12 protein-coding genes and 1 pseudogene are annotated in these 12,844 nt (G+C 63.4%); 11 read left to right on the top strand and 2 right to left on the bottom strand.

Annotation, left to right across the window (positions count from 1 at the left end):
* Positions 1-136: 136 nt before the first annotated feature.
* Positions 137-415: a PilZ domain-containing protein gene (locus VK804_RS31660; protein WP_325752228.1), complete on the bottom strand. Its 279-nt coding sequence runs from the start codon at positions 413-415 to the stop codon at positions 137-139.
* A gap of 288 nt (positions 416-703) precedes the next feature.
* Between VK804_RS31660 and VK804_RS31655 the strand changes: the two genes are divergently transcribed.
* From VK804_RS31655 to VK804_RS31610, 10 genes are all read left to right on the top strand, one after another.
* Positions 704-1,732, top strand: coding sequence for a glycosyltransferase family 2 protein (locus tag VK804_RS31655; RefSeq protein WP_325752227.1), 1,029 nt, complete (start codon positions 704-706; stop codon positions 1,730-1,732).
* Between the two features lie 446 nt (positions 1,733-2,178).
* Complete coding sequence (locus tag VK804_RS31650) at positions 2,179-3,387, top strand: radical SAM protein (protein WP_325752226.1); 1,209 nt, start codon at positions 2,179-2,181, stop codon at positions 3,385-3,387.
* A gap of 15 nt (positions 3,388-3,402) precedes the next feature.
* A complete protein-coding gene (locus VK804_RS31645) occupies positions 3,403-4,347 on the top strand; it encodes a hypothetical protein (RefSeq protein WP_325752225.1) in 945 nt (314 codons plus the stop codon).
* 63 nt (positions 4,348-4,410) lie between these two features.
* Positions 4,411-4,956 carry a hypothetical protein gene (locus VK804_RS31640; protein ID WP_325752224.1) on the top strand — a complete coding sequence of 182 codons (546 nt, stop codon included), beginning with the start codon at positions 4,411-4,413 and terminating at the stop codon, positions 4,954-4,956.
* Positions 4,956-5,468 carry a hypothetical protein gene (locus VK804_RS31635; RefSeq protein ID WP_325752223.1) on the top strand — a complete coding sequence of 171 codons (513 nt, stop codon included), beginning with the start codon at positions 4,956-4,958 and terminating at the stop codon, positions 5,466-5,468. The genes VK804_RS31640 and VK804_RS31635 overlap by 1 nt, the downstream gene beginning before the upstream one ends.
* Positions 5,469-5,537: 69 nt before the next feature.
* The gene (locus VK804_RS31630) at positions 5,538-6,491 is read left to right on the top strand and encodes a UDP-glucuronic acid decarboxylase family protein (protein WP_325752229.1); all 954 of its coding nucleotides are present in this window, start codon (positions 5,538-5,540) and stop codon (positions 6,489-6,491) included.
* Complete coding sequence (gene galE, locus VK804_RS31625; RefSeq protein ID WP_325752222.1) at positions 6,488-7,492, top strand: UDP-glucose 4-epimerase GalE; 1,005 nt, start codon at positions 6,488-6,490, stop codon at positions 7,490-7,492. The genes VK804_RS31630 and galE overlap by 4 nt, the downstream gene beginning before the upstream one ends.
* A 115-nt stretch (positions 7,493-7,607) precedes the next feature.
* Entirely contained in the window at positions 7,608-9,017 is a 1,410-nt protein-coding gene (locus tag VK804_RS31620) for an MFS transporter (protein WP_325752221.1), read from the top strand.
* Between the two features lie 9 nt (positions 9,018-9,026).
* Positions 9,027-10,220 carry an acyl-CoA dehydrogenase family protein gene (locus VK804_RS31615; RefSeq protein ID WP_325752220.1) on the top strand — a complete coding sequence of 398 codons (1,194 nt, stop codon included), beginning with the start codon at positions 9,027-9,029 and terminating at the stop codon, positions 10,218-10,220.
* 18 nt (positions 10,221-10,238) lie between these two features.
* Positions 10,239-10,640, top strand: a complete 402-nt coding sequence (locus tag VK804_RS31610) for a VOC family protein (RefSeq protein ID WP_325752219.1) — start codon at positions 10,239-10,241, stop codon at positions 10,638-10,640.
* A 337-nt stretch (positions 10,641-10,977) separates the two neighbouring features.
* Here the strand turns inward: VK804_RS31610 and VK804_RS31605 are convergent, their stop codons facing one another.
* Positions 10,978-11,691 carry a Spy/CpxP family protein refolding chaperone gene (locus tag VK804_RS31605; RefSeq protein ID WP_325752218.1) on the bottom strand — a complete coding sequence of 238 codons (714 nt, stop codon included), beginning with the start codon at positions 11,689-11,691 and terminating at the stop codon, positions 10,978-10,980.
* Positions 11,692-12,172: 481 nt separating this feature from the next.
* Between VK804_RS31605 and VK804_RS31600 the strand changes: the two are divergent.
* Positions 12,173-12,844: pseudogene (locus tag VK804_RS31600) on the top strand (ABC transporter substrate-binding protein); the annotation flags it as partial.

Raw genomic sequence — 12,844 nt, 5'->3', positions numbered from 1 at the left:
CCCGAGCTTCCAAGTCAACATAGCTGAAAAGCGAGCCGGACCTTTCGTCACTTCCTCGCATCGCGTCCCCCAGATCAATCCTGATCCTAGAGAATCACGATCCGAAACGCTTCGCCACCACTTCTTCAACAGCCTGCTAGGCGGTGACCTCGTCGCGGGAATGTTGCGGCCCCTCGCGCGGCACCGCGAAGGTGACCCCGATCCGATTGCGCTGGATCCAGGCAATGCGGCAGTCATGGACCTCCTGGTCGATGACCAGGCGAAACTGCGTGGGCACGAAGGCCGGGTTCTCGACTTCGATGGCCGCGCCCTCGGCCGAGATGTTTCGTACCATGCAACGCATGACGGAGCCGCCCGATGAGACATAGGCCGGCCGGTCGACCTCGATCCGCGGGTGTTTTCGTCGCTCTTCCATAGGCCTGTTCCGCCCCGGTTGCCAATCGCGGGGCGACGCTAGCGAAGAATCTTAAACAAATTGGACGCAATCCCGGTCTTGCCCGATAGACCCGGTTATGCTTCACGGGCGGCCTGCCGAATTCAGCCGTCCATGCGATGCGGAACGACCGGTTTTTGGTGGCAAGATACCGCGAGCGCCGCTGTAGCGGGAATTCTTGCGGGCTGTTATAGCTCGCGCCTCGTTTGCAGGCACGGAGGCCTTTTTGATCGCTGTTTCCAGCCGCGCGCGCCGGAGGGCAGGAGTTTGATGAATACTGTATCGATCGTCGTCCCCTGCTACAACGAGAGCGAAGTCATTGCCGCCACCCATGGCGAACTCGACCGCTGCCTTGGCGCCTCGCCGGATTTCAACTTCGAGTTCATCTATGTCGACGACGGAAGTCGTGACGGGACCGCCTCCATTCTGCGCGACATTCGCAAGCGCGATCCGCGGGTCAAGCTGGTTCGCTTTTCACGGAATTTTGGTCACCAGGCCGCGGTGTCGGCCGGCATCGACCATGCCTTCGGCGATGCGGTGGCGATCATGGACGCCGACCTGCAGGACCCGCCGCAGGTGCTGCTCGAGATGCTCCAGAAATGGCGCGAGGGATTCGAGGTGGTCTACGGGGTGCGCCGCAACCGCAAGGAAAGCCTGTTCAAGCGGGCCTGCTACCGGCTGTTCTATCGGATCTGGCAGCGCATGGCCGATATAGAGGTGCCCGTCGACAGCGGCGATTTCTGCGTCATGGACCGCCAGGTCGCCGACGTCCTGCGCAGCCTCCCCGAGAACGGACGCTTCCTGCGCGGCTTGCGCGCCTGGGCCGGGTTCCGTCAATGCGGCCACCCCTATGAACGCGCCGCGCGCCACGCCGGCGAGCCCAAATACTCCTTCGTGCGGCTGGTCCGGCTCGCCGCCAGCGGCATCTTCAATTTCTCCGATGTGCCGCTGCGCTTCATTTCGCTTGCCGGCTTCGTGACGTCGGCGCTCGCGATCATGGGCGGGATCCTGCTGCTGCTGCAGCGTCTGTTCAATATCCATATCTTCGGCTACACGCCGCAGGACATGCCCGGCTACACCTCGGTGTTCCTGGCGCTGCAGTTCTTCAGCGGAATCCAGCTGCTTTCGCTCGGCATCATCGGCGAATATGTCGCTCGCATGTATGGCGAGATCAAGCGGCGCCCGGTCTACGTCGTGGCCGAAAGGCTCGGGCTGCCATCGGTCCGGCAGCAAATTCGGACCGATGAGCATGACCAAACGCCGACCGTTTCGGAACGGCCGCGCGTGGCGTCGAACTGAAGAGCCGGACTCGGTCGAAAAATGATGATTTCACAGCAAGAGTCCGCATCTCCCGGCCCTGGAGATCCCGCCGCCGCTGTTCCTTGGCTGACGATCCACGACATGACGAGCGACCGCGACGTGGTTTTCTCACCGGACCTCGAGACCGTTCCTTTGGGGCTGAGGTCGCGGTTGCGGGAAAGCTCGTCTATCGAACCCGCTCCTTTTCGGACATTGACCGTAGGGTCGATCATGTCTGCGGCCCGTTCCAGGTGGTTATTTTGCGCAGGGCGGAGGATGCGGATGCGAGTTTCGACGGCCGGACGCCCAATTATGTCCTCAGGATCGGCGGGCTGACCTTCATGCGCTTTATTGATTACCCCGGGGCTGCTAAGGGTTGTCCTTGATCCGGGGGCGCGGGACACGTGAATCCCGCTCTGAATACCTCCTCCGGAAGGAAAGCAGGCATGGACTATTTTAGCCTCGATCAGAAAATAGCGCTGGCGCGCAGCCTGGTGACCAAGACCAGTCCGGCCTATGTGCAGTTCTACATCACCGCGCGCTGCAACCTCGCCTGCGAGCAGTGCAACATCATCTATGCGGACGCCAATGCGCAGGAAATGACCATCGAGCAGATCCGCCGGATGGCGGACAACCTGGCGGCGATCGGGGTGTGCGTGATCCTCCTGATCGGCGGCGAACCCTTCGTCCGCAAGGACCTGCCCGAGATCGTCAAGGCGTTCACCGAGCGCGGCATCCATGTGCGGATGCAGACCAATGGGCTTGCCACCCGCAAGGCGCTGGAGGAATGCGTCCGCAACGGCGCCCACGACATCTCTATTTCGCTCGACAGCCTGCGCCCCGAACTGCAGGACACCATCAATGGCGGTTTCAGCAAGAGCTGGGAGCGCGCGATCGCCTCGGTCTCGGTGATCAACGAGATCTTCCCGGAGAACGGCACCGCGTTCTTCAACAACGTGCTGATGCCGCGCAATCTCCACGACATCCAGGACGTCATCCGGTTTGCGACCGCGATCGGCTGGGGCGTTTCCGTGGTCCCGGTGCACGTCTCGACCGCCGACAAGCCGCGCGGTTTCCAGACCTTCGACGACGAGGCGGTCGTGACCTTCCCGAAGGAGCGCTATGCCGAGGTGAAGAAGGCGACCGAGCATCTGAAGTCGCTGCGCCGCTCGGGCCTCAATCTCTACGACTCGGACGAGTATCTCGACGATGTCTACCGCTTCGTCGCCAAGGAGCCGCTGCAATGGCGCCGGCGCAACGGCAATGTCTGCGACTCGCCGAACCTTTATTTCGCGATTGCGCCCAACGGCAATCTCAAGGTCTGCTGCGACTTCGAGACCAGCGGAAGATATTCGGTCTACGACCCGGAATTTCCGGACTGGTATCGCGACGGCCGCATCCATGAAGACGCCTATTCGTACACCCGCTCCTGCAGCGGCTGCATGTATGGCAGCTATCCGGAAATCACGATCTCGGCGCGCTACATCAAGGCGATGATCGAGCGTTTCCACTATTTCAACGTCCGTCCGCCGGTGCTGAAGAAACTCAGCGCCCAGGAGTTGCGGGAGACCGCGGCCCAGATTCTCTGGGAGCGTACCGGCGAACATCTCGATCCGGCCGTTCTGCCGGAGAAACTGGTAAGGCGCGCCTCGTAAGAGGCCGTACCGAACATGAACAAGCATCACGCGCTGCGGTTTCTTCTGCTGAAGCATCTCTGGATGCTGCGCGCCCATGTCGCGCCGGAACGCCACCGCCGCATTGCCCAGAGCCTTGCGATCGACAAGACCGTGACCACCTGGATCGTGTCCTGGGTCGACGGCGACGAGCGCAAGACCTTCGAATTTCCGCTCGATGAGGTCGCACTTTATGTCCGCGGCGATCTGCGCAATGCGCCTGCGACGGGAAGCGATGCCCGCAACGAGGCGCTGGGCGATCGCTTCGCCCGCCAGGCGCTGGCAATACCCGATCATCTGCAGCGTCAGGCCAGGGTCAGCCGTTTCGAGCGGCTCGGATTCCAGCTTGCCGGGTGCGCCGTCGTCGTCGCGGCGATGATGGCCGCGGCATCGCTGCCGGCGCTCGCTTCCGTTGGGCTCGCGGGCGCGATGTCGCTTCCGGAGTTCTGGTTTCGCAAGGGAAAATGGCTCAATGCCGGGCTCGGCCTGGCGCTGGCGGCGGTCGGGCTGCCGGCGTCGGCATTGCTTGCAAATCTGGGCCTTGCGGTGCTGAACTTTTCCGATCCCGATCGCAAATGGCGCAGCTCGCGGATCGCGGCCCATCTGTCCGCCTCTGCCTGGTCGTTCGCAGTCCTGCTGCGCCATCCCGCGCCGCATTCCTCGCCGGCGCTGGTCGCGGCCGCCGGTCTCGTCGCGCTCGTCATCACCTATTTCCGTTGGCTCAACGGCTCGCATTTCCGCCTCTACCCGCTGGTGTTTCCGCTGGTCTGCACCGGGCTGGTCTGGGATGGTGAATGGATGGCTGGCGCGATCGGGCTATTGGGATCGGTCGCGGGATTTGTCGCCCCTCTCCTGCTTGCGCCAAATGTCACCTCGAAGGGTACGCAGGCGGCTGCCGTGAAACGATTGACCCCGATTGGCGCCGATCCGTCGGCCCGATGAGTTCTGGGGTTGGATTTCCGCCACGGTAGAACACGCACAGATGCAGGAACCGGGAGAACCGCGTTGGCCTTGGTGATCATTCCATCGGAGATCGTTGCAGCGAGCTTCGCGGCAAGCGCATCCGTCCCGATCTTCCTGCTGGCGCTGTCGCGACGGCCGATCTGGGTCCGCGATGTCGACAAGCGATTTCGCCTCGCCAGCATTCTGGCGATCGCCTTGTGGGTCGGCCTGATGCTGTCGGGCGACGAGGTCTGGCGCTTCGACGCGCGGGCGGTATCAGACGTGGTCGCGGGTGGGCTGATCCTTTCGTCCTGCATCCTGACGATCCTGATCCTGTTGCTGCTGGTGGCCGCCGGCGTCAGCACGACCCTGCTCGTCAGCCTGTCGGAGAAACCAGGCCCGGTTGACATCGAGCCGTGGCTTGCCGATTACGGAGGTGGTTTCGGGGTCGAGGATTTGTTCCGGGACCGCTTGAACCTGCTGCTCGGCACCGGCGCCGCGGTCGTCAGGCAATCGACGCTCACCCTGGCGCGCCATGCGCGCTTGCCCGTGGCCCTGCTCGAGACCGCGATGCTGTATTTCAATTTGTCGAAACCGATGGGTAGCTGATGTCGCTCCTGGTTGGCCTGATCAGCTTTGTCGCCCTGGCAATCATCGTTCCCATCGCCATCCGGATACGCCCGCAGCGAAATGCGATCGTGACCATCATCGCCCTTGCGATGGCAGTTCATGTCGTGGGCACGGTTGCGGGCGCGGTGCTGCTGCCGGAGCTCGACTATTGGCAAAATGCCGCGCCGTACTGGTTTGCCACCATCATCCTGCTCTACGCCTATGGCACCTGCTATCGCTCGCTTTCGGTCCTGATGCTGTTGGCCATTTCGGGGAACGCGGCGCAGACGATCGGGGTCCAGACGCTCTACGACGTGCATTTCAGGCGCTTCGTCCAGGATCGGATCGACGCTCTGCTCGAGGGCGGCCGGGCCGAGTTCCGTGACGGCCGCTTCGCGATCACCGCGAAAGGCCGTTCGAGCGCGGCGGTGATCCTGTGGGCGCGCCGGGTTTTCGGTCTGAAGGAAAACCGGCTTTATTTCGACAAGAACAGTCCGGTGGAACTAAGCTGAGGGGCGCTCGCGGCCATCGCATTTGGAGTGCCGGTCGACTTGCCGAACAAGACCATTGAGGGGCTCGCATTGATCAACAGAAAGCGGATACTCGTCACCGGCGGCGCCGGCTTTCTCGGTTCGCATCTGTGCGAACGGCTGCTGGCCGACGGCCACGATGTGCTGTGTGTCGACAATTTCTTCACTGGCACGCGCGACAATATCCTCGCCCTGCTCGACAACAAGCGGTTCGAATTCATGCGTCACGACGTGACGTTCCCGCTCTATGTGGAAGTCGACGAGATATACAACCTCGCCTGTCCGGCATCGCCGAACCATTATCAACACGACCCGGTGCAGACCACCAAGACCAGCGTGCACGGCGCGATCAACATGCTCGGGCTGGCCAAGCGGCTCGGCGCCCGGATCTTCCAGGCCTCGACCAGCGAGGTCTATGGCGACCCGACGGTGCATCCGCAAACCGAGGATTATCGCGGCCATGTCAACCCGATCGGGCCGCGCGCCTGCTACGACGAGGGGAAGCGCTGCGCGGAAACCCTGTTCTTCGATTATCGCCGCCAGCACAATCTGAACATCCGCGTCGCCCGCATCTTCAACACCTACGGTCCGCGCATGCATATCGACGATGGCCGCGTCGTCTCCAATTTCATCGTGCAGGCGCTCCGCGGTGAACCGATCACGATCTACGGCGACGGTCGCCAGACCCGTGCGTTCTGCTATGTCGACGATCTGATCGAGGGCTTCGTCAAGCTGATGCGGACTTCCGACGACGTCACCGGGCCGGTTAATCTCGGCAACCCCGTCGAGATTACGATCGGCGAACTGGCGCGCAAGGTCATCGAGCTGACGGGATCGGGCTCGCCGATCCTCGCCAAGCCGCTGCCGGTCGACGATCCGCTGCAGCGCTGCCCCGATATTTCACTGGCCAAGCGGTTGCTCGACTGGCAACCGACGATCGACCTCGAACAGGGCTTGCAGCGCTGCATCGCCTATTTCGACGGCGTGCTGAGAGCCTCCGCATGACCTCCGTGCTGGTCACCGGCGGCGCCGGTTACGTCGGCAGCCACAGCTGCAAGGCGCTGGCCGCGGCGGGACTCGTCCCGGTTACCTACGACAATCTCGACCGCGGCCACCGCGAGGCCGTCAAATGGGGCCCGTTCGAGCAGGGTGACATCCGCGATCGCGAGCGGCTCGACGCGGTGCTGCGCCGCCACGCGCCGGCCGCCATTCTGCATTGCGCGGCCATTGCCTATGTCGGCGAGTCCGTAGCGGACCCGGCCAGCTATTACGACAACAACGTCACGGGATCGCTGGCGCTGCTCGAAGCTGCGCGGGCGGCTGGAATCGAGTGTGTGGTGTTTTCCAGCAGCTGCACCGTCTACGGCCTGCCGCCGGCGATGCCGGTCACCGAGGACATGCCGTACGCGCCGCTCAGCCCTTACGGGCGCACCAAGATGATCGTCGAGGGCATGCTGCGCGATTTCGAGGTAGGTTACGGCTTGCGCTCGATCATCCTGCGCTATTTCAACGCTTCGGGCGCCGATCCGACAGGCGAAACCGGCGAGGACCATGATCCGGAACCGCATCTCATTCCGCGCGCTTTGATGGCGGCGGCCGGCGAATTGCCGCATCTCGATATTCTCGGCACCGACTATCCCACTCCCGACGGCACCGCGATCCGGGATTACATCCACGTCACCGACCTCGCCGACGCCCATGTTCGGGCGCTGCGGGAGTTGCTGGCAGGCGGCGGTTCCGACACGCTCAACCTCGGCACCGGTCGCGGCTATTCCGTCCGGGAAATCGTTGCGGCGGTCGAGCGCGTCACCGGCAAGACCGTGCCGGTCCGGATGGCGCCGCGGCGTCCCGGCGACCCCGCAGCCCTTTGGGCCGCGCCTGGACGAGCTCAATCGCGGCTCGGTTGCACCATGTCGCACTCCGATCTCGATACGATCATTGCGACCGCCTGGGCGTGGCATGTCGGTCGAAACCGGATCGCCGGTGGACCTGCGCCGGCGGCCTGAGCGATTCTGGATCGATGCTCTTCCGTTCGCCGCGCCGGCAGCGTAGCATCGTCCCATCGGGGGGTGTAGGCGCGACGCCCACTAAAAAACAACATGCGCCAAGGGAAAAAACGCCATGTTCGAGATACTCGATCGACGGACGAGTCTGACCGGCAACCAGATTAAAATCCTCGCCGCTGCCATCATTGGCGACGCGCTGGAATTCTTCGACTACTTCCTGATCGGCTTCGTGCTCGCCTTCCTGATCGGACCGTGGAAGCTCACCTTCGGTCAGTCCGCCATCGTGCTGATGAGTTCCGGCGTCGGCGCCATCCTGGGCGCCTATGTCTGGGGCTGGCTCGCCGACCGGATCGGCCGCCGCAAGGTCTTCATCGGTACCGTGCTGAACTTCTCGATCGCCACCGGCCTTCTCTATTTCACGCCCGACAATGGTTGGGTCTATCTGACGATCATGCGCTTCTTCGTCGGCATCGGCGTCGGCGGACTGTACTGCGTAGACCTGCCGCTGGTGCAGGAGTTCATGCCCTCGTCCAAACGCGGCTGGGTCGGTGGCATCGTCACCTGCGTGATTCCGCTCGGTGTCGGCCTCGGCGCGGTGCTTGGCGCCAACATCGGCAGCGGCGACTGGCGGTTGTTGTTCGCGGTCGGCGTGTTGCCGGCGCTGCTGGTGCTGCTGGTGCGGCTGTGGGTGCCGGAATCGCCGCGCTGGCTCTGCCGCCAGGGCCGTTACGAGGAGGCGCGCAAGTCGTTGGCGTGGGCGCTGCAGATGGAACCGTCGGCGCTGCCGCTGCCGACGGCGGCCGACGCCGGGCCCATCATCAAGAGCCGCTGGCTCGACCTGTTCAAATATCCGCGCAGCCTGATCGTCTCCTGGCTCGGCAATGCCGGTGCCCAGACCGGCGTCTACGGCATCACGCTCTGGGTGCCGTCGCTGTTCGTGCTGCTGTTGAAGGTCACGCCGCAGGAAGCCTCCAAGATGATGATCCTGCTGACGGTCTGCGGTTTCATCGGCCGCATCTCGTTCTCGTTCTTCTCCGAACTGATGGGCCGGCGTAACGCCGGCGGCCTGCTCGGCTTCGGCGCCGGTGTCCTCACCATCGTGTCCGGCTACAATTATGATGTCACGTTCATGGGCGTGTCCGCGTTCTGGCTGCTGCTGGCCGTCACCTTCTTCTTCGCCGACGGCGGCTTTGCCATTGTCGGGCCTTATGCAGCCGAGATCTGGCCCTCGCACCTCAGGACCTCAGGCATGGGCTCGGCCTATGGCTTCGGCGGCATCGGCAAGATCATCGGGCCGGTCGGGCTTGCCTTGATCGTGGGCTCGGGCAACTACCTCAAGCCGGATGTCCCGCTGCCGGAAATTCCGCTGGCCTTTATCTATCTCGGCTGCTGGTTTTTGATGGCAGGTGCGGTGTATTATTTCCTCGGTATCGAGACCAGAGGCAAATCGATCGAGCAGATCGACAGGGAGTTGACCGCTGGCGCCGACCTGCCCGCAGCCGCAGCCACCGTTCGACAGGCATAGACTTTGGATATGTTGATTGCGACTTCCGCAGAACTTGCGGGCGACCGGGACGTGGTCGCCCGCGCCGAGGCGGTACGCCCTGCGGTAGCGGCCGCTTCCAGCGAGATCGAGAGCACGCGCCGGCTGCCGCCGGAACTGCTCGACAAGCTCCATGCAGCCGGCCTGTTCCGTCTGCTGCTGCCGCGCTCCTCGAAGGGGATCGAGACCGACCCGCTCACCTTCTTCCATGTCATCGAGACCATCGCGCGCGCCGACGGCTCGACTGCCTGGTGCCTGAGCCAGGCCGGCGGCTGTGCGATGGCGGCGGCCTATCTGGATTTGCCGGTAGCGCATGCGATCTTCGGCAACGATCCCCGCGCCGTACTGGCCTGGGGCCCCGGGCCGAAGGTCCGGGCGGTCGAATGCGATGGTGGCTACCGGGTCACCGGCGTATGGGCCTTCGCCTCCGGCGGGCGGCACGCAACCTGGCTCGGCGCCCATTGTCCGATCTTTGCGGCCGACGGCTCGCCAAAACTCGACGACGACGGCCTCCAGCAGGAACGCACCATGCTGGTGCGCGCCAGCGACGTGGTCTGGACCGACATCTGGAACACGGTCGGCCTGCGCGGCACCGCCAGCGACCAGTTCGAGCTCAATGACTTCTTCGTTCGCGCCGACCACTCCATCACCCGCGAATTCGAGCGCGAATGCCGCGAGAGCGGCCCACTCTACCGGATGGGTGCGAGCACCTGCTACCAGGTCGGCTTCGCCGGGGTGGCCTGCGGCATCGCTCGCGCCGCGCTCGATAATTTCATCGACGTGGCGCACAACAAGGTGGCGCGCGGCAGCAAGGGCCTCTTGAAGGATAACGCGGTGGTGCAGTCGAATCTCGCGCAAGCCGAGGTCAATCTCCGTGCCGCGCGCGGTTTCGTGCTGCAGTCGATGGCCGAAATCTGGAAGCATCTCTGTGGCGGCGCCACCATCACTGTCGAGCAGCGCATCACCGTGCGCATGGCAGCGACCAATGCCATCCACAAGGCGCGCGAGGCGGTCGATTTTGCCTATAATGCGGCGGGTGCCACGGCGATTTTCGAGGGCCATCCTCTGGAGCGGAGATTTCGCGACATCCACACCGTGACCCAGCAGCTGCAGGGTCAGCTCAGGCATTTCGAAACCGTCGGCGCCTGGATGCTGGGCGCCGATGCCGATTTAACCTTCGTCTAAATCTAAAGGAGAAGACCGATGCCACTCGGCGGACTGCAACATTACACCATCGAACCCTCGGATCTGGAGAAGACCAAAGAGTTCTATTGCGACGTGCTGGGACTGGAGAACGGCGAGCGTCCGCCGCTCGATTTTCCCGGTTACTGGCTCTATTCCGGCGGCACCGCCACCGTGCATCTGATGGGCACGCGCAAGCCGCGCGACGGCATCGTGGTGCGCGGCACCGAGAAGAAATACGAGGATACCGGACGGCTCGACCATATCGCGTTTGCCGCCACCGACGTCGCGAGCGTGCGCCAGCGCCTGCAGTCAAAGGGCGTGAAATTCCGCGAGAGCATCGTGCCGCGCACCGGCGACACCCAATTCTTCCTCTACGACCCCGACGGCGTCGGCGTGGAGCTGAATTTCCCGAAGGCGTAAGCCGTCGTCATTCCGGGGCGATGCGCAGCATCGAACCCGGAATCTCGAGATTCCGGGTCTGGTGCTCCGCACCATCCCGGAATGACGAACTCTCAGGCTTCGCGTGTTGGCACAAAAGTCGTTCCTCGCAACGGCGAGCGCCATTCCCGACAAGGTCACGACTCCGCCACCTCTAGGGCGCGGCACCGTCCGCTTTTCTTCAACATCGCATGACGAATTAAAGAGCCGCGCCGCTGCGGCAGGATAGTCGGGTGCCGGGCCTTTCACCTACCCCAGGGCTCGTGTACCCGGCTATTCGCGCGCGGCACGGAATGATTGCTGCTGCGCGCGAACCAGCCTAATCAAGGCCGCGCTCGTGACTCAGGCGAACCATTTCCTCGATGAATATCTGCTTTTGCTTGTCGTCGAGGCTGGTGTAGAGCGGCTCGGCCGCGTCCGCGACGTTGCGCTGGTCGACCGCGCGGTCGTCGAGGAATTGCGCCTCGTTGCGCATCTGCTCGATGATGTCGTCGGGCGGATCGCGCTTGGCGCGCGCAATTCTCAGGTTGAGACGGTCGGCGCCATTGTGGCCGAGATAATGCATCGCGCTGTTGAACGCGGTCCAGTTCTTCTCCTGCTCCGGCGTCAGATTCAATTCCGCCTTGATCCGGTCGATGTTCGCGTCGCTGCTGGCGACGATCTGTTCGGCGGTCAGCTGCGGTTCGCCCTGCTCCTGGGTCAGCACCGCCTGCTTGGCCGCCTTGGTCCCCTTGGCCGGCTTCGCGGAGCCGGCCTGTTTTGTACCATTCGTTCCATTCGCCGGCGGCGCCGCCTGCCCGCCTTTCGCCACGCCGAGCACGCCTGTGAACACGCCCACCACGCCGCCGATCGCGCCGCCCAGCACGCCGCCGACCGGTCCCGCCGCCCTGTTGCCCTCTTTTGCGCCTTGCTGGACGCCTTGAACCACTTGCGCATCGACCGCCGCCGGCGCGCCGAGAAGCATGACGACAACGGCCCCCAGCACGAAGCGCAATTTCGGATGCGCATGCGCCGTCGATGTCGGGCTGATCATTATTTAGTCTCCATGGTCGATTGCAATTTGCTGGCTGGGAGTTTCGGAAGGCGCGGCCTGTCCGCTGCCGCGGCAGGACATTATCGTTTTCACCGCGTGCGAGTCTACCATCGCGCCGTGTTCGCCGCGATCAAGAAAGTCTTGCCGCAAGAGCCAGTTACACGAAAATGCAACAACACTGCGGCGCTATTGCACACCGCGGATCGATACCCGATACCGATTGTGTGCGCCGCAATATCAGGCCAACGCCGCGACGGCTCGCGCAGGCGGAACCTTCGATGCGACCAATTTGCACACAACGTTAGTTCTAGGGCCCGGACCGGCCTGATTTCTCGACAGGTGCCGGCAATTCTGATCTGATCGTCGCAACGAAATCTCCGCAGCGCCTCGCAAGGCCCATTTCCGGCCTGCCCGGCGGCGAAGAAAAAAACAACAACGGGATTTCCATTCATCAGGATTGGCCCACCAGGGAGGGAACGCCATGTCACGGAAGAAGCTTTCTCGTCGACAATTCGTCGCCGCCACCGCACTCACATCCGCCGCGCTGATTACCGCGCCTTACGTTCGCGGCGCCTATGCCGCCGGCAAGCTCGCGATTGGCTTCTGGGACCACTGGGTGCCCAACGCCAACGCGGCCTCGACCGCCCTCGTCAACGAATGGGCCGCCAAGGAGAAGGTCGACGTCTCGATCGACTACATCACGAGCAACGGCCGAAAGAACGAGATCACGATCGTCGCGGAATCCCAGGCAAAATCCGGCCATGACATCCTGGCGATGCCGACCTGGTGGCCGCACGCGCAGACCGAATTGCTCGAGCCGATGAACGACGTCATGACGCAATTGATCGCGCAGAACGGCGCCGTCAACGGCACGGTCGAATATCTCGGCCAACTCAACGGCAAGTGGCACGCGGTTCCCTTCTGCATCGGCAGCCAGATCAAGGGTCCGTGCTCGCGTATCGACTACTTGAAAAAGTACGCCGGTATTGACATTCAGGCGATGTATCCCGCGGGCAGCCCGCCCAAGGCCGACGACTGGAACCTGGATACCTTCCTCAAGGCTGCCGAAGCCTGCTTCAAGGGTGGCAATCCCTTCGGTATCGGCCTTGGCGAGACCTCCGACTCCGTCGATACCGCGGGCGCGATCTTCCAG

The organism is Bradyrhizobium sp., assembly GCF_035484855.1.
In the GTDB taxonomy this organism is placed as follows: domain Bacteria; phylum Pseudomonadota; class Alphaproteobacteria; order Rhizobiales; family Xanthobacteraceae; genus Bradyrhizobium.
This window is presented reverse-complemented; position numbering and strand designations above follow the sequence as displayed.

Coding starts and splice junctions, on each gene's coding strand:
- VK804_RS31660 (WP_325752228.1), bottom strand. CDS start 415: ATGGAAGAGCGACGAAAACACCCGCGGATCGAGGTCGACCGGCCGGCC.
- VK804_RS31620 (WP_325752221.1), top strand. CDS start 7,608: ATGTTCGAGATACTCGATCGACGGACGAGTCTGACCGGCAACCAGATT.
- VK804_RS31635 (WP_325752223.1), top strand. CDS start 4,956: ATGTCGCTCCTGGTTGGCCTGATCAGCTTTGTCGCCCTGGCAATCATC.
- VK804_RS31655 (WP_325752227.1), top strand. CDS start 704: ATGAATACTGTATCGATCGTCGTCCCCTGCTACAACGAGAGCGAAGTC.
- VK804_RS31645 (WP_325752225.1), top strand. CDS start 3,403: ATGAACAAGCATCACGCGCTGCGGTTTCTTCTGCTGAAGCATCTCTGG.
- VK804_RS31605 (WP_325752218.1), bottom strand. CDS start 11,691: ATGATCAGCCCGACATCGACGGCGCATGCGCATCCGAAATTGCGCTTC.
- VK804_RS31610 (WP_325752219.1), top strand. CDS start 10,239: ATGCCACTCGGCGGACTGCAACATTACACCATCGAACCCTCGGATCTG.
- VK804_RS31650 (WP_325752226.1), top strand. CDS start 2,179: ATGGACTATTTTAGCCTCGATCAGAAAATAGCGCTGGCGCGCAGCCTG.
- galE (WP_325752222.1), top strand. CDS start 6,488: ATGACCTCCGTGCTGGTCACCGGCGGCGCCGGTTACGTCGGCAGCCAC.
- VK804_RS31615 (WP_325752220.1), top strand. CDS start 9,027: ATGTTGATTGCGACTTCCGCAGAACTTGCGGGCGACCGGGACGTGGTC.